We start from the raw sequence: 16336 nt of genomic DNA on the forward strand, positions 1-16336 counted from the left end.
CGTATCACGCCCGATCCGCGACGCGTTCGCCGAGCAGACCCTGGGGGCGGAGCAGCAGGACGACGATGAGGAGGACGAAGGCCCATACGTCCTTCCAGGCGCCGCCGCCGAAGAGGTCCATGCCGGGGACGTCGCTCATGTAGCCGGTGGCGAGGGATTCGGCGACGCCGAGTACGACTCCGCCGAGCATGGCGCCGTAGATGTTGCCGATGCCGCCGAGTACGGCTGCGGTGAACGCCTTGAGGCCCATGAGGAAGCCCATGCGGAAGCCGATCTGGCCGTTCTTGAGCCCGTAGGCGACGGCTGCGACGGCTGCGAACGCGGCGCCGATGGCGAAGGCCATGACGATGATGCGGTCGGTGTTGATGCCCATGAGCTTGGCGGTGTCGGGGTCCTGCGAGGTTGCCTGCATGCCGCGGCCGGAGCGGGTTTTGGAGACGAAGAGGCCGAGGGCGATCATGCAGACGGGTGCGGCGATGAGGACGAAGAGGTCACCGCGTTGGATGTTGGCGCCGAGGATGTCGAAGGCGTCGCCCTTGAACTGGGGGAAGGGGTGGTCCTTCGTGGCGTCGGGGTACCACTTCCAGATGGCCTGCTGGAGTGCGAGGGAGAGTCCGATCGCGGTGATCAGCGGGGCGAGTCGGGGGGCGGTGCGCAGGGGCCGGTAGGCGAAGCGTTCGGCTGCGACGCTGATGGCGACGGAGCATATGACGCCGCCGATGATCATGAGGGGGACGATTGCGAGGAGGTTGGAGCCGGCCGGCATCCAGAGGTACACGGTGAGAGCTCCGAAGCCTCCGATCATGAAGATCTCGCCGTGGGCGAAGTTGATGAGCTGGATGATTCCGTAGACCATCGTGTAGCCGATCGCGATGAGACCGTACATCGCGCCGAGGATGAGTCCATTGGCCAGCTGTTGCGGCAGTTCGTTCACCGCAGGGCCTCCGTGGAGTGGTTCGGATATGGCACCGCGCGGGAGCGCTGGTAGCGCTCCCGCGCGGTCTGGTTTGCTTTGTTCTGTGTGACCGGGAGGGCTTGGTCAGTCCTTCTTGTAGGCCTCGCTGAGCTTGGAGACCCACTTGCCGCCGTCGACCTGGTAGGCGGTCATCATGGTGTTGGTGGTGTCGCCGAATTCGTCGAAGGCGACGGGGCCGGTGACGCCGTCGAAGCTGACCTTGCCGACGGCCTCGAGGACCTTGGCGCGGGCGTCGTCGGGAAGCTTGCCGTCGTTGGCGGCGACGACGGCCTTGACGGCCTCGATGATGGCCCAGGTGGCGTCGTAGGTGCCGCCGCCGTAGGCCTCGTAGGCGTCCTTGTAGCCGGCCGCCTGGTAGTCCGCGATGAACTTCTTGGCGGAGTCGAGCTCCTCGACGGGCTTGCCGACGGAGGTGGCGATGTCGCCCTGGGCCTTCTTGTTGAGCTTGATGAAGTCGGCGCTGTACATGCCGTCGCCGCCCATGAGGGGGATCTGGACGCTGTCCTTGAGCTGCTGGCTCAGGGGTGCGCCGGCGGGGTACTCACCGCCGTAGTAGACGGCCTTGGCGCCGGACTTCTTGACCTTGGTGACGACGGCGTTGAAGTCGCGGTCGTCGGGGTTGACGTGGTCGGAGCCGACGATCTTGCCGCCGAGCTCGGTGAACGTCGCCTTGAAGGAGGCGGCGAGACCGGCGCCGTAGGGCTTCTGGTCGTCGATCAGGTAGACCTGCTTGATCTTCGCGTTGTTGAAGAGGTACTTCGCTGCGAAGGCGCCCTGGATCTGGTCCGTGGTGGCGGTGCGGAAGTAGGTCTTGTAGGGGCGCTTCTTGTCGCCGGTCTTCCAGTTGTCGCCCTGGGTCAGCTCGGTGCCCGTGTTGGCGGGGGAGATCTGGGTGAGGCCGGCGTCGTTGAGCGGCTTCTGCATCGACTGGGAGACACCGGAGTTCAGGGGGCCGACAACGCCGACGACCTTCTTGTTGTCGATGAACTTGGTGGCGTTCTGCTGGCCGACGGAGGGCTGCGCCTGGTCGTCGAGCGGCTGGACCTCGAAGGTGATGCCGGGGACGGTCTTGTCCTTGTTCGCCATCTTGGCGGCGAGGTCGGCGGAGTTCTTGATGCCGAGGCCGAGGGCGGAGAGGTCGCCGGTCAGGGGCGCGTCGACGCCGATGACGACGGTCTGGTTGTCGCCGCCGCTGCTGCTCTTCTTGCCGTCGTCGCGCGACCCGCAGGCGGTGAGCGTCAGTGCTCCTGTGGTGAGCACTGTGGTGAGGATGAGCAAAGAACGGTGTCGCACGAAAGGTCCTTTCCCTGGCGCGGCCTCCTCTGCTTGAGGTGCCGTGTCGTTCGCCGGGCCGTACTGGGTTGGTACAGGGCCGTGCTGCAGACGCGCCCGGCGGCGCGGTGACTGGCCGTGACTCTAGGCGTAGGTGGCGGAGTCGGGGATGGGTCGGCGGAGGATGTGACTGTCTTGTTATGCCGTTGAGGAAGGCTTGAGGTGGCTGTGGGGACATGTACGGCTTTTTACTGGACGACGAAGTGACCGCATTCTGAGAACGCGCAGCTCTGCTAAGGGGCTTGAGGCGATCTTGGTGCTGTCGCGTGGTCGGGGGCGTGGGAGCGCGACGGGGTGCCCGGTGTCTGCGGGGCCGGGTTCTTTGTGCTGCCCGGCGGCGCTTCGGTTTTGCGCGTTTGTTACGCAGTGTGACGCCGGGGGGTGTGTGGTCCACGCCCTGTGTTGTCGGTGGGTCGTGTGTGGCTGCTGAGTGGGCCATACAACGAGTTGTGGGGTCAAGAGTGTTGGGTGTGGAGGTTGTTCAACGTTCTTGTGTGGGTGGCTTGTTGTGGGTGGATATGGCTCTGCCCGGCCGGATTTTCCATCCGGCCGGGCAGAGGTGTGTTTTTTGGTGACGGCGGGTCAGGCGGCGGCAGTCTTGGGGGCGTCGCGGAGCAGACAGGTCAGCCGGGCGGTGCAGACCCGCTTGTCGTGCTCGTCGGTGATGACGATCTCGTAGGTGGCGGTGGAGCGGCCGCGGTGTACGGGGGTGGCGGTGCCGGTGACGAGTCCGCTCCGTACCCCTCGGTGATGGGTGCAGTTCAGGTCGACGCCGACGGCGATCTTGGTGGCGCCGCCGTGGAGCATGGTGCCGACGGAGCCGAGGGTTTCGGCAAGGACGGCGGAGGCGCCGCCGTGCAGGAGTCCGTAGGGCTGGGTGTTGCCTTCGACGGGCATGGTGCCGACGACGCGGTCCGCGGAGGCTTCGACGATCTGGATGCCCATGCGTTCGCCGAGGTGTCCGGCGGAGAAAAGTGCGGGCAGGTCGACACCGAGGGTGGCGTACTCGTCGATGATCTCCTGGGGGAACTTGGGTGCGGTGTGCTCGCCCATGGGGTCCGGCTCCGATCGTCTGCGGTGGTTCGTCGTTCTCTTGCTGTGTGCATTGTTCTTATCAGACGACTGAGCGAACGCTTAGTGGGTTGGGTGTGCGGATTGTCTCCGGACGCTCTGGTCCCGGACGTCCTACTCCTTGATGTTCTCGAAGCGGACGACGACGGACTTGCTCGCGGGGGTGTTGCTGGTGTCGGCGGTGGAATCGAGCGGGACGAGCACATTGGTCTCGGGGTAGTAGGCGGCGGCGCAGCCCCGGGCGGTGGGGTAGTGGACGATGCGGAAGCCGGGGGCGCGGCGTTCGACGCCGTCCTTCCATTCGCTGACGAGGTCGGTGTAGGCGCCGTCGGTGAGGCCGAGGGTGCGGGCGTCGTCGGGGTTGACCATGACGATGCGGCGGCCGCCCTTGATGCCGCGGTAGCGGTCGTCGAGGCCGTAGATCGTGGTGTTGTACTGGTCGTGGGAGCGCAGGGTCTGCAACAGCAGTCTGCCTTCGGGGAGTTCGGGGTATTCGACGGGTGCCGCGGTGAAGTTGGCCCTGCCGGTGGCGGTGGGGAAGCGGCGGGAGTCGCGCGGGGGGTGCGGGAGGGTGAATCCGCCGGGGTGGGCGATGCGGGCGTTGTAGTTCTCGAAGCCGGGGACGACGCGGGAGATGCGGTCGCGGATCGTTGCGTAGTCCTTCTCGAACTCTTCCCAGGGGGTGGTGGATCGGGGGCCGAGGACGGCGCGGGCGAGGCGGGCGACGATGGCGGGTTCGGAGAGCAGGTGGGGGCTTGCGGGGGTGAGGTTGCCGCGGGAGGCGTGGACCATGCTCATGGAGTCCTCGACGGTGACGAACTGTTTGCCGCTTGCCTGGACGTCCTTGTCGGTGCGGCCGAGGGTGGGCAGGATCAGGGCGCGGGTGCCGGTGACGGCGTGCGAGCGGTTGAGCTTGGTCGATACGTGGACGGTGAGGCGGGCGCGGCGCATGGCGGCCTCGGTGACGTTGGTGTCGGGGGTGGCCGCGACGAAGTTGCCGCCCATGGCGAAGAAGATCTTGGCGTCGCCGTCGCGGAGGGCCTGGATGGAGCGGACGACGTCGTAGCCGTGGTGGCGTGGTGAGGTGATGCCGAATTCCTTGTCGAGGGCGTCGAGGAATGCGGGGGCGGGGCGTTCGAAGATTCCCATGGTGCGGTCGCCCTGGACGTTGGAGTGGCCGCGGACGGGGCAGACTCCGGCGCCGGGCCGTCCGATGTTGCCGCGGAGCAGGAGGAAGTTGACGACTTCGCGGATGGTGGGGACGGAGTGTTTGTGCTGGGTGAGGCCCATGGCCCAGCAGACGATGGTGCGCTTCGAGGCGAGGATCATGGTGAGGGCCTGCTCGATGGTGGCGCGGTCGAGTCCGGTGGCGGTGAGGGTCTCGTCCCAGTCGGCGGCGCGGGCGGCGGCGGCGAATTCCTCGTACCCGTGGGTGTGTTCGCGTACGAAGGTGTCGTCGACGGCGTCTTCGGTCTCCAGGATCATCTTGTTGAGGAGCCGGAAGAGTGCCTGGTCGCCTCCGATGCGGATCTGCAGGAAGAGGTCGTTGAGGGCGGTGCCCTTGATCATGCCCTGGGGTGTCTGCGGGTTCTTGAACCGTTCCAGGCCGGCTTCGGGCAGTGGGTTCACCGAGATGATCCTGGCGCCTGCGGATTTGGCCTTCTCCAGGGCGGAGAGCATCCGGGGGTGGTTGGTGCCGGGGTTCTGTCCGGCGACGATGATCAGGTCGGCCTGGTGGAGGTCCTCGAGGGAGACGCTGCCCTTGCCGATGCCGATGGTCTCCGTGAGGGCGGAGCCGGAGGACTCGTGGCACATGTTGGAGCAGTCCGGCAGGTTGTTGGTGCCGAATTCGCGGGCGAACAGCTGGAGCAGGAACGCGGCCTCGTTGCTGGTGCGGCCGGAGGTGTAGAAGAGCGCTTCGTCGGGGGAGCGGAGGGTGCGCAGTTCCCCGGCGATGATCTCGAAGGCGTGTTCCCAGGTCACTGCCTCGTACCGGTCGGCGCCTTCGGGCAGGTACATCGGCTGGGTGATGCGGCCCTGCTGGCCGAGCCAGTAGCCGCTGCGGGTGGCCAGGTCGGCCACGGGGTGGGCGGCGAAGAAGTCGGGGGTGACGCGGCGCAGGGTGGCTTCTTCGGCGACGGCCTTGGCGCCGTTCTCGCAGAATTCGGCGGTGTGGCGTTTGTCGCCCTCGGGCCAGGCGCAGCCGGGGCAGTCGAAGCCGTCCTTCTGGTTGACCTTGAGGAGGGTCTGGGCGGTGCGGCGGATGCCCATCTGCTGGTGGGCGATGCGCAGGCTGTGGGCGACGGCGGGCAGTCCGGCGGCGGCGTGCTGGGCCGGTTCGACGTGTGGTGCGTCCTGGACCGGGTCACCGGTGGGCGGTTTGGTGGCCATGTCTGCTCCCCTTTGAGCCAGCTGCGAACCTGCGCGGTGTCGCTTCGGGTGTTTCCGTGTTCTTCTGTCTCCGGCGATCGTGTCACGCGGCGCGGGGCGGGTGCCGGGCGAGTGGTGTGCGGTCCGGATTGTCGGTGGTCCGTGGCAGGATCGGGGGCGTGGCTGAGACGGCATCGAAGAAGACGGCAGACAACCGACCGCGCCTGCTCCTGATGGACGGGCACTCCCTGGCGTACCGGGCGTTCTTTGCGCTGCCTGCGGAGAATTTCACGACAGGGGCGGGGCAGCCGACGAACGCGGTGTACGGCTTCGCATCGATGCTGGCGAACACGCTGCGTGACGAGGCGCCCACGCATTTCGCGGTGGCATTCGATGTCTCGCGCAAGACATGGCGGTCGCAGGAGTTCCCGGAGTACAAGGCGACCCGTTCGAAGACGCCGGACGAGTTCAGGGGGCAGGTCGAGCTGATCGGCGAGCTGCTGGACGCGATGCATGCCGATCGTTTCGCGGTCGACGGTTTCGAGGCGGACGATGTGATCGCCACGCTGGCGACGCAGGCAGAGGCGGCCGGGTTCGAGGTGCTGATCGTCACCGGTGACCGGGATTCGTTCCAGTTGATCACCGACAACGTCACGGTGCTGTACCCGACGAAGGGTGTGTCGGAGCTGACGCGGTTCACCCCGGCGAAGGTCGAGGAGAAGTACGGGCTGTCACCGCAGCAGTACCCGGACTTCGCGGCGCTGCGCGGGGACCCGTCGGACAATCTGCCGGGTATTCCGGGGGTCGGTGAGAAGACGGCCGCGAAGTGGATCAATCAGTTCGGTTCGTTCGACGAGCTGGTCGCGCGCGCCGACGAGGTCAAGGGGAAGGCCGGGCAGAATTTCCGGGACCATCTGGAGTCCGTGAAGCTGAACCGGCGGCTGACCGAGATGGTCCGGGATGTGGAGTTGTCGAAGGCTCCGCAGGATCTGGAGCGTGCGCCGTACGACCGCTCGGCGGTCAAGGGTGTGCTGGATGTGCTGGAGATCCGTAACCCGAGCCTGCGGGAGCGGCTGCTGGCCGTGGACCCTGGCGCTGCCGAGGACGAGTCCCCGGCTCCTGCCGCGGGCGTCGAGCTGGACGGTGCGGTGCTGGGTGCCGGTGAGCTCGCGCCGTGGCTGGCCGAGCACGGCGGGCAGCCGCTGGGTGTCGCCTCGGTGGACACGTGGGCGCTGGGCACCGGCAGTGTCACGGAGATCGCGCTGGCCGCGGGGGACGGGGCGGCGGCGTGGTTCGACCCGGCGCGGCTCGACGAGGGGGACGAGCGGGCGTTCGCCGCCTGGATCGCGGATGCCGGGCAGCCGAAGGTCATGCACAACGCGAAGAGTGCGATGCGGGTCTTCCCGGAGCACGGCTGGCAGGTCGACGGCGTCACGATGGACACGGCGCTGGCCGCGTATCTGGTCAAGCCCGGCCGGCGGTCCTTCGCGCTGGACGCCTTGTCGGTGGAGTATCTGGGCCGGGAGCTGGCCCCCGCGGCGGCGTCCGACGGGCAGCTGGCGTTCGGTGCGGACGACCAGGCGGAGGCCGAGGCGCTGATGGCGCAGGCCCGTGCGGTCCTTGATCTGGGCGAGGCGTTCACCGTGCGGCTGCAGGAGGTCGGCGCCGCCGGGCTGCTGCACGACATGGAGCTGCCGACATCCGCGCTGCTGGCCCGCCTGGAGCGGCACGGCATCGCAGCGGACCGGGAGCATCTGGAAGGCATGGAGCAGCAGTTCGCCGGTGCGGTGCAGCAGGCGGTGAAGGAGGCGCACGCCGCGGTGGGCCGTGAGTTCAACCTCGGGTCGCCCAAGCAGCTTCAGGAGGTTCTCTTCGGTGAGCTGGGGCTGCCGAAGACGAAGAAGACGAAGACGGGTTACACGACGGACGCGGATGCGCTGGCGTGGCTGGCGGTGCAGACGGAGCACGAGCTGCCGATCATCATGCTGCGCCATCGCGAGCAGGCGAAGCTGCGGGTGACGGTCGAGGGCCTGGTCAAGACGATCGCGGCGGACGGCCGCATCCACACGACGTTCAACCAGACGGTCGCGGCGACCGGCCGGCTCTCGTCGACCGACCCCAATCTGCAGAACATTCCGGTCCGCACGGACGAGGGCCGGGCGATCCGGCGCGGTTTCGTCGTCGGCGACGGGTTCGAGACGCTGATGACGGCGGACTACAGCCAGATCGAACTGCGGGTGATGGCCCACCTGTCGGAGGACGCGGGCCTGATCGAGGCGTTCACGTCCGGTGAGGACCTGCACACCACGGTGGCCTCGCAGGTTTTCGGTGTCGACAAGTCCGCTGTCGACGCGGAGATGCGCCGCAAGATCAAGGCGATGAGTTACGGGCTCGCGTACGGGCTCTCCGCGTTCGGTCTGTCGCAGCAGCTGAACATCGAGGCGGGCGAGGCGCGCGGTCTGATGGACACGTACTTCGAGCGGTTCGGCGGGGTCCGTGACTATCTGCACCGGGTGGTGGAGGAGGCCCGGGCCACCGGCTACACGGAGACGGTCTTCGGTCGCCGCCGCTACCTCCCGGACCTGAACAGCGACAACCGGCAGCGCCGCGAGACGGCTGAGCGGATGGCGCTGAACGCACCGATCCAGGGCACGGCGGCGGACATCGTCAAGGTCGCCATGCTTCAGGTCGACCGGGCGCTCACCGAGGCGCAGTTGAAATCCCGGATGCTGCTCCAGGTCCACGACGAAATCGTGCTGGAGATCGCCAAGGGCGAGCGGAAGCAGGTGGAGGAGATCCTGCGCCACGAGATGTCGACGGCGGTGCAGCTGCGTGCCCCGCTGGATGTGTCGGTCGGTGTGGGTGCGGACTGGGAGTCCGCCGCGCACTGACGTGAGCGGGACGGTCCCGACGGTCGTACGGTGCTCAGTCGCCGGGCGGGCTCGATACGAGGTCCGTCCGGCGGCCGGGATCCGCGGCCCCGGTGGGCGGCCGGTTCCGTCTCCGTTCGCGGAGACGGAACCACACCCCGTACAGCACCAGTCCGGCGGCGAGGCCGGCTCCGGCGCCGAAGCAGGCGGTGGGGATGATGTCCAGTGGTGTGTCGATGTGCCCGAAGTACGTGTACCAGCGGGTGCACCGGTGGACGATGCCGAGCAGCACGCAGAGGCTCAGCAGGGCGCCCGCGTACCACCGGTCCCGGTGGTCGAGGGCGGGTAGGGACGGCGGGGCGGGGCGGGCCCCGGTCCGTCGCAGCCCTGACACGGTGAACCAGGTGAGGACGGTCAGTGCCGCGGCCGAACTGCCGTACTGCACGTACTGGAACACCGGAAATCCGCCGATGCTCTCGCCCAGCACCGGCACCAGCCGGGTGCCCCACCGGTCGTGATGGGTGAATGCGTCCCACACCACATGGCTGCCCGCCCCGAGGATCGACGACAGCACGAACCACGCACCGTCGCGCACCCCCCACGGGCCGCGCCGCTCTCCCCGTACGAAGGTGTACACGCGCCCCTGCCGGCGTCGCGGGAGCAGTGCCACCAGTGGTTCGCGCAGCAGCAGCCACAGGGCCGTCACGGCCGCGGTGATCAGGACGTCCACCGTGAACACGCCCCCTGCCGCGTGGGTGACCGCTCCGAACTCCATCGCGCCCGGGATCGCCGTGTCCGCGTAGTACGTCATGTCAGGGGCGAACGAACCGGCGACGAGCGCCGAGGCAAGGAGCGGTCCGCGCGCGGTGCCGTTCCGGCGGATCACCGGGAGGACGGCGGCGGCATGGCTCAGGGTGAACGGCATGGCGGCAAGTATGCGTGAGCACGCCGGCGCTGATCCGGGTGTTCATGCGATGTACAGGCGACGCCCGTCGTACAACTTGCGGTCCACAACGTGAAATACCGGTAAGAAGCGGTCAGGTCACTGTGTTCGAGCGGCACAAGTTGCCGTAGGGTCGCCTGAGTCCTTGCGCTGGGGAGCGCGGGCAGCCGTCGACGGGGAGGGATCAGACGTATGGCAGCGCAATTCGGCCGCCGACTGCGCCGAGGGGCGACCACCACTGCGGTGGCCGCAGTTGCTGTGGCGGCGCTCGCCGCCTCGCAAGGCCCCGGTGCGGTACTCGCATCGGCCGGCGGTGACACCGGTGGTGACCAGCCGGCCGCCGGTTCCATACCGTCCGACGACCCCGCGGCCACCGGCAACTCGCCGTACTACACGGACCTGCCCCCGCTGGTCAGCCCCAACAAGCCCAGTGCGTCGACGAATCTGCCGATCACCGGCAGTGCGCAATCGGGCATACCGGCTTCGGTTCTGGCCGCGTACAAGAAGGCCGAGCGGTCTCTCGCGGACACCGACGCGGCCTGCCGGCTGCCGTGGCAGCTCCTCGCCGCGATCGGGAAGGTCGAGTCCGGCCAGGCCCGTGGCGGCCGGGTCGACGCGAACGGCACCACGTTCTCCCCGATTCTCGGTCCGGTCCTCAACGGTCAGGGCTTCGCCATGATCAAGGACACCGACAACGGGGTGTACGACGGGGATTCGACGCACGACCGTGCGGTCGGCCCGATGCAGTTCATCCCGTCGACGTGGGCGACGTGGGGACAGGACGGCAACGGCGACGGCCGCAAGGACCCCAACAACATCTACGACGCGGCGCTCGCCGCGGGGCACTATCTCTGCGCCGGGTCGCGCGACCTGGCGGTGGCGGCCGATCTCGACCGGGCGGTCCTCAGCTACAACCACTCCAACGAATACCTCCGTACGGTCCGTTCCTGGTTCGACTACTACAGGCGCGGCACGCACGAGGTCCCCGACGGCAGCGGCGTCGTCCCGCCGCCCCTCGGCGGTGGTACGGACCCGAGCCCGCACCCCGGCACGTCGCCGTCGCCGACCCCGCCCCCGAGCCGAAAGCCGGACCCGAAGCCTTCGAAGCCGGGCGGCGGTTCGACGAACCCCCAGCCGAGCCCCAAGCCGACACCGGCGCAGACCCTCGGCGCCGTGGAGAACGCGGGAACCGGCAAGCTGACCGCCACCGCGGGCGACGCGTTCGCCGAACGGATCAAGGTGCGGGCGAAGAACAGTCTGGGCGGCCCGCTCGCCAAGGTGTCCGTCACCTTCACCATCGCCGGTGACACCGACGCCCGCTTCGAGGGCGGGAAGAGCTCGGTCACCCTGACCACCGGGGCCGACGGCACGGTGACGGCTCCGGTGCTGCAAGCGGGCGAGAAGACGGGCCGGTTCACGGTCCGGGCCATCGCCACCGGACGGTCGCTGCCGGCCGTCCCGTACACCGCGACCGTGACGGCCCGGCAGGCCGACGCGATCGCCAGGACCGACGGCAAGGCACTGACCGCCGCCCCCGGCGCCGAGTTCGCCGACACCGTCGCGGTCAAGGCGACGTACCGGGGTGCGGTCGCGTCCGGTGTCGCCGTCACCGCGACGATGATCACCGACGGGGGCACGCCGGTGGAGAACGACAAGGGCCCGTACTTCAAGGACGCGGGCGGCAACCCGGTCCGCACCCTGACGGACCTGAAGACCGGCGCCGACGGCACGCTGACGCTCCCGAAGATCTACGCCGACGACACCACGGGCACGTACCGGCTCCGCCTGACCACCGAGGGCGGCGCCACCGTCGTCATCGAGCTCGACGTCGAGGCGCCCGCCGCCTGACGACAGCCCCGGAGCCGTACGGCGTCCTCAAGCAGCCCCTGTGCCACCACCCGGCACAGGGGCTGCTTCACGTGTTCTCATCTCGCGTCTCCGTTGCTACCGTGCCCCAACCCTGACGCCCTGTCAGATCCGCGCTCTCCGGGAGGCCGAGCATGCGTGCCGTCATCGCCGCCGCCATCGGGCTGGCCGCGGCCCTCGCCCTCGTGTTCACGGTCACCGCGATCGGTGCACCACCCGGCGAGACCTCGCCCAAACCCCTGCTGACCACCATCCCCGGACCCAAGAAGTAGAGGGAGGGCGCCATGCGCCGCCGAGCCGGACTCGTACTCCTGGCCTTCGCCGTGTTCTTCGCCGCGCTGTCGCCACTGCTGCGCTGGTACGTGTTCCCTCGGCTGGCGAAGGTACCGCCGAGCCAGTACCAGGAGATGGTTCTGGAGGCGAAGCCCGCCACGCTCCTCGACTACAACGACGGCATGAAGGTCAAGCAGGTCCCCAAGGTCACCATCGTGCAGACCCTCAAGGGCAATGTGGAGGAGGCCGAGAAGATCGAGCGCAGCGCCGGCCGCGACGTCGTCGTCTGGGACACCCTCAGCTACATGGTCGGCCCGAACGGCGCGATGGTCTCGCAGATCCCCGAGCGCTACATCTTCGACGCGCACAGCCAGGCCCCCGTCCACGCCACCGGCGAGAGCGTCGACGGCGACCCCGTCGACCGCGAGGGCATCGAGTTCAAATGGCCGTTCCTCACCGAGAAACGTGACCACGAGTACTTCGACGCCCAGACCCGCACCAGCTCGCCGATCCACTACCGGGGCACCCGGACGTTCCGCGGTATGGACGTCTACTACTTCGAGCAGACGATCCCGTGGACCAAGGTCCCGATGCCGAAGAAGATGCCGATCGAGGGCGTGACCGCCGCGCAGGTCGCCAAGACGGGCATGACCCGCTGGTACACCACCAAGCGGATGTTCTGGGTCGACCCGGTCACCGGCGCGCCCGTCAACGGCGAGGAGATCCACAAGGAGGAGCTGCGCAACGCGAAGGCGATGGGAATGCCCGAGGACACGGTCACCGCGTTCGCCGGACACGTGAAGATGCGCGAGGACTACATCGAGTCCACCGTCGCACTGGTCTCGTCCCAGCGTGTGCTGATCCTGCTGCTCACCTCGTACCTGCCCAGGGGTTTCCTGATCCTTGCCGCCGGGCTGCTGGCGCTCGCACTGTGGCTGGAGGCACGGTCCCGGCGGCCGGGAGCCGGAGGCGGCGGCCGCACCCGCCCTAGTCCCGCCTGAGCCGCGCCGAGGTGTACCGGGTCGCCGCGACCGTCGTCGGGTCCTCCGGCCACGGATGCTTCGGATAACGGCCGCGCAGCTCCGCCCGCACCGCCTGGTAGCCGTCCTGCCAGAAGGACGCCAGATCGGCGGTGACCGCCGCCGGGCGGCCGGCGGGGGAGAGCAGGTGCACGAGGACCGGCACCCCGGCCACCTCCGGTGTCTCGGTGAGACCGAACAGTTCCTGGAGCTTCACCGCGAGCACGGGCTGCGCCCCGCCGTACTCGACCCGGATCCGGGACCCGCTCGGCACCTCGATCCGCTCGGGCGCCAGCTCGTCCAGCCGGGCCGCCTCGCCCGTCGCCCACGGCAGGAGCCGCCGCAGCGCCTGCCCGGCGTCGATGCGGGCCAGGTCGGAGCGGCGGCGGGCCCGTGACAGCTCGGGCTCCAGCCATTCCTCGGTACGCGACAGCAGCGCGACGTCCGACACATCGGGCCACGGGACCCCCAGCTCCCGGTGCAGGAAGGTGAGCCGCTCGCGCAGCTGCTCGGTCTCCCGGGTCCAGCGCAGCAGGCCGAGCCCCTCGCGCCGCAATCCGTCGACGAGCGCTGCCCGCACCAGTGCGGGGTCCGGCTGCTTCAGCGCGCGCACGGACAGTTCGACAGCGCCCAGGCGTTCCACGGAGCGGGCAACCACGTCCTGGCCGTCCCACCTGACCTCCTCGCCCGCGAACCGCAGATGCCCGGCGGCCTGCCGCGCCGTGTCCTCGTCGATGACGGCTGCGAGCCGCACCCGTGCGGACGCCGCGTGCGCCGGGCGGTCAGCGACCGCGACGGCCAGCCAGGGTGCGCTGCGCAGCCGCGATCCGTCCCGAAGCTCCGCGCCCGTCCCCGACGCCATCAGGAACGTGCCTTCGCCGCGGGCCCGCGCCACCCGCTCCGGGAACGCCAGCGCGGCCACCAGGCCGACGGCGGCATCATCCGTGCCGGAACCCGTGCCGGAACCGTCGCGGGCGCCTTCCAGGGACGACGACAGCCGCCGCACTTCCTGCCGCCAGCGCGCCGCGTAGCCGTCGCCGCCCCGCCGGGCGGTACGCAGCGCCACCGCCAGGTCGTCCCCGTACTCCCGCGGCGGCTCCTCGCTCAGCAGCGCCACCACCTCCGCCGCCCGGCGCCCGCCCGCCTCGGCCGCGCCGTCCAGCAGCGCGCGGGCGAGCCGGGGATGCAGGCCGAGCCGTGACATCCGTACGCCCCGGTCGGTCACCCGGCCGGCCGCGTCCACCGCTCCGACGGCTGTCAGGACCTCGCGGGCCGCCCCCATCGCACCGGCGGGCGGGGGGTCGAGCAGCGCCAGCCCCGACGCGTCCGGATCGCCCCAGCAGGCTGCCTGCAGGGCGAACGCCGCCAGATCGGCCACCTTGATCTCCGCTGACGGGAACCGGGCGAGCCGCCCGTCCTCCGCCTGTTCCCAGCACCGGTACACCGCGCCCGGCGCCTCTCGTCCCGCCCGGCCCGCCCGCTGCCTCCCGGTGGCCTGCGAGGCCCGCACGGTCGTCAGCGCACTCAGTCCGCGGGCATGATCGGTACGCGGCTCCCTGGCCAGGCCCGAGTCGACGACGATCCGCACCCCCGGCACCGTCAGCGACGACTCCGCGACGGAGGTCGCCAGCACCACCCGGCGCCGCTCGGACGAGCCCGCCAGCACCGCGTCCTGCACCGCCGCCGGTGCCCGCCCGTGCACCTGCAGCACCTCCGCGGGCACCCCCGCCAGCTGTCCCGCCACCCGGCCGATCTCCCCGACCCCGGGCAGGAAGCAGAGCACGTCGCCGTCCCGCTCGGCGAGCGCCCGGCGCACCACCGAGGCGACATGCGTCAGCAGCGCCGGGTCGACCCGCATCCCGTGCGGCGGCCCGACCGGCCTCACCGGCGGCGCCCACACCACCTCCACCGGGTGCGACACGCCCTGCGCCTCGACCACCGGCGCATCGCCGAGCAGTCGCGCCCACCCCTGCGCGTCCGTCGTCGCCGACGCGGCGACCAGCCGCAGATCGGGCCGGATCGCCTCCCGTACGTCGAGGAGGAAGGCGGCGACCGTGTCCGCGTCCAGATGCCGTTCATGACACTCGTCGATGATCACCGCATCGACCCCGGCGAGCTCCTGGTCGCGCTGGAGCCGTTGCAGGAGCACACCGGTGGTCACCACCTCCACCACCGTGCCGCGCCCCACCACACGCTCCCCGCGGACCGTGAATCCCACCCGCTGCCCGGTCTGCTCCCCGAGGAGCCACGCCATGCGCCGCGCCGCCGCGCGGGCCGCGATCCGGCGCGGTTCGGCGACCACCACGCGGCGCGCGGGGCCGTCGCCGACCAGGCCGGCGAGGACCAGCGGGACCAGCGTCGTCTTGCCCGTGCCGGGCGGCGCGCAGAGCACCGCGACACCCCGGTCGTCGAGCGCCTGCCGGAGCGCGGGCACGGCGGTACGGACGGGCAGCCGGTCGAGGGCGTCGGTACGGATCACGCCCCCAGTGTCGTACGAAGGGTGTCCGGGGCCGTACGGCGGGAGCGGCCGGTCGCGCACGACCAGGGCTGAGAGCCTGTCGGGTGACATCCGGCCGAAGGTCACCCGACAGGCTCTCAGCCGAGCCGGCCGGAGATCAGTCCCGTACGCAGACGAAGATCGCCGTGCCCGGGATCAGGTTTCCGCGCAGCGGGGACCAGCCGCCCCACTCCTGGTGGTTCCAGGCGGGCCACTCCGGCTCGACCAGGTCGACCAGGCGGAACCCGCCGGCCACCACGTCCCGCACCCGGTCGCCCATGGTCCGGTGGTGCTCGACGTACACGGCGTTGCCCTGCTCGTCCTGCTCGACGTACGGGGTGCGGTCGAAGTAGGAGGCCGCGACGGACAGGCCCTCGGGCCCGGGCTCGTCAGGGAACGCCCAGCGGATCGGGTGCGTCACCGAGAAGACCCAGCGGCCCCCCGGGCGCAGCACCCGGTGCACCTCGCGGAAGACCCGTACGGGGTCGGCGACGAACGGCACCGCGCCGTAGGCGGAGCAGGCCAGGTCGAAGGAGCCGTCCCGGAACGGCAGCTTCCCGGCGTCCGCCTCCACCAGGGGCACTTCGCCGCCGATCCGCAGCGCGTGCTGGAGCTGGCGGTGGGAGAGGTCGAGGGCGACGGCACGGGCACCCTGGGCGGCCAGCCAGCGCGAGCACTGCGCCGCGCCCGCCCCGATCTCCAGGATGTCCAGGCCGCTCAGCGACTCCGCGGGGCCGAGCAGGCCGGCCTCGGCCTCGTCGAGACCCTCCGGGCCCCAGACGAATCGGTCGTCGCCGAGAAAGACGCCGTGGTCGCTCTGGTACTCGTCGGCGTTCCGGTCCCACCAGCCGCGACTTGCCCGGCTGCTCTCCGCTTCGCCGGCGCTGCGGCGGGTCGCTTCCGGTTCGGTGGCGCAGATCTCTTGGCTCATCGTGTCCGTCGTTGTAGTTTGCCTTCACCCCGCCGCACGCGGTACGTACCTGGGGGTACCCCTGAGTACGGAACCGTACTCACGCAACGCGGCCGGGACCGATGTGGCCTCGGAGAACAGGAATTGTGCCCGGTATGGGCCCTTGTGTCCGCCGTGTCCGCCTTCGCGCATTGACCCTGCCCGGCTGC

The 16336-nt window shown here is 69.9% G+C and carries 11 protein-coding genes; 4 read left to right on the plus strand and 7 right to left on the minus strand.

The genetic code is table 11. From position 1 onward, the window contains the following. Nucleotides 1-4: 4 nt before the first annotated feature. The 4 genes from ACIBB8_RS02680 to ACIBB8_RS02695 all read right to left on the minus strand — a co-directional run bounded on the left by ACIBB8_RS02680 (nt 5) and on the right by ACIBB8_RS02695 (nt 5770). Nucleotides 5-934 carry a branched-chain amino acid ABC transporter permease gene (locus tag ACIBB8_RS02680; protein WP_398948578.1) on the minus strand — a complete coding sequence of 310 codons (930 nt, stop codon included), beginning with the start codon at nt 932-934 and terminating at the stop codon, nt 5-7. Between the two features lie 105 nt (nt 935-1039). Next, nucleotides 1040-2254, minus strand: coding sequence for a branched-chain amino acid ABC transporter substrate-binding protein (locus ACIBB8_RS02685; RefSeq protein ID WP_398948729.1), 1215 nt, complete (start codon nt 2252-2254; stop codon nt 1040-1042). A 636-nt stretch (nt 2255-2890) separates the two neighbouring features. Further along, a complete protein-coding gene (locus ACIBB8_RS02690; RefSeq protein WP_398948579.1) occupies nt 2891-3361 on the minus strand; it encodes a PaaI family thioesterase in 471 nt (156 codons plus the stop codon). A 132-nt stretch (nt 3362-3493) separates the two neighbouring features. After that, entirely contained in the window at nt 3494-5770 is a 2277-nt protein-coding gene (locus ACIBB8_RS02695; RefSeq protein WP_398948580.1) for an FdhF/YdeP family oxidoreductase, read from the minus strand. Nucleotides 5771-5928: 158 nt separating this feature from the next. On the opposite strand from ACIBB8_RS02695, the gene polA reads away from it, so the two are divergent. Then, nucleotides 5929-8640 (plus strand): DNA polymerase I, encoded by a 2712-nt coding sequence (polA, locus tag ACIBB8_RS02700; protein ID WP_398948582.1) that lies wholly within the window; start codon nt 5929-5931, stop codon nt 8638-8640. 34 nt (nt 8641-8674) lie between these two features. Here the strand turns inward: polA and ACIBB8_RS02705 are convergent, their stop codons facing one another. After that, nucleotides 8675-9544 carry a DUF4184 family protein gene (locus tag ACIBB8_RS02705; protein WP_398948584.1) on the minus strand — a complete coding sequence of 290 codons (870 nt, stop codon included), beginning with the start codon at nt 9542-9544 and terminating at the stop codon, nt 8675-8677. 210 nt (nt 9545-9754) lie between these two features. Between ACIBB8_RS02705 and ACIBB8_RS02710 the strand changes: the two genes are divergently transcribed. From ACIBB8_RS02710 to ACIBB8_RS02720, 3 genes are all read left to right on the plus strand, one after another. After that, entirely contained in the window at nt 9755-11410 is a 1656-nt protein-coding gene (locus tag ACIBB8_RS02710) for a lytic transglycosylase domain-containing protein (RefSeq protein WP_398948585.1), read from the plus strand. Nucleotides 11411-11562: 152 nt separating this feature from the next. Further along, entirely contained in the window at nt 11563-11700 is a 138-nt protein-coding gene (locus ACIBB8_RS02715; protein WP_398948587.1) for an SPW_0924 family protein, read from the plus strand. A 12-nt stretch (nt 11701-11712) separates the two neighbouring features. Beyond that, nucleotides 11713-12702: a DUF3068 domain-containing protein gene (locus ACIBB8_RS02720; RefSeq protein WP_398948588.1), complete on the plus strand. Its 990-nt coding sequence runs from the start codon at nt 11713-11715 to the stop codon at nt 12700-12702. Here ACIBB8_RS02720 and hrpB read toward each other — a convergent pair. Then, a complete protein-coding gene (gene hrpB / locus ACIBB8_RS02725) occupies nt 12689-15199 on the minus strand; it encodes an ATP-dependent helicase HrpB (RefSeq protein WP_398948589.1) in 2511 nt (836 codons plus the stop codon). The genes ACIBB8_RS02720 and hrpB overlap by 14 nt on opposite strands. A 136-nt stretch (nt 15200-15335) precedes the next feature. Continuing rightward, the gene (locus ACIBB8_RS02730) at nt 15336-16148 is read right to left on the minus strand and encodes a class I SAM-dependent methyltransferase (protein WP_398948591.1); all 813 of its coding nucleotides are present in this window, start codon (nt 16146-16148) and stop codon (nt 15336-15338) included. Nucleotides 16149-16336: the final 188 nt, after the last annotated feature.

The sequence above is a fragment of the Streptomyces sp. NPDC051286 genome (assembly GCF_044455345.1).
Lineage (GTDB): Bacteria > Actinomycetota > Actinomycetes > Streptomycetales > Streptomycetaceae > Streptomyces.

Excerpts from the sequence above, each read along its gene's own strand:
- ACIBB8_RS02690 (WP_398948579.1), bottom strand. The coding sequence starts at position 3,361 with ATGGGCGAGCACACCGCACCCAAGTTCCCCCAGGAGATCATCGACGAG.
- ACIBB8_RS02695 (WP_398948580.1), bottom strand. The coding sequence starts at position 5,770 with ATGGCCACCAAACCGCCCACCGGTGACCCGGTCCAGGACGCACCACAC.
- ACIBB8_RS02705 (WP_398948584.1), bottom strand. The coding sequence starts at position 9,544 with ATGCCGTTCACCCTGAGCCATGCCGCCGCCGTCCTCCCGGTGATCCGC.
- ACIBB8_RS02710 (WP_398948585.1), top strand. The coding sequence starts at position 9,755 with ATGGCAGCGCAATTCGGCCGCCGACTGCGCCGAGGGGCGACCACCACT.
- ACIBB8_RS02715 (WP_398948587.1), top strand. The coding sequence starts at position 11,563 with ATGCGTGCCGTCATCGCCGCCGCCATCGGGCTGGCCGCGGCCCTCGCC.
- ACIBB8_RS02720 (WP_398948588.1), top strand. The coding sequence starts at position 11,713 with ATGCGCCGCCGAGCCGGACTCGTACTCCTGGCCTTCGCCGTGTTCTTC.
- ACIBB8_RS02730 (WP_398948591.1), bottom strand. The coding sequence starts at position 16,148 with ATGAGCCAAGAGATCTGCGCCACCGAACCGGAAGCGACCCGCCGCAGC.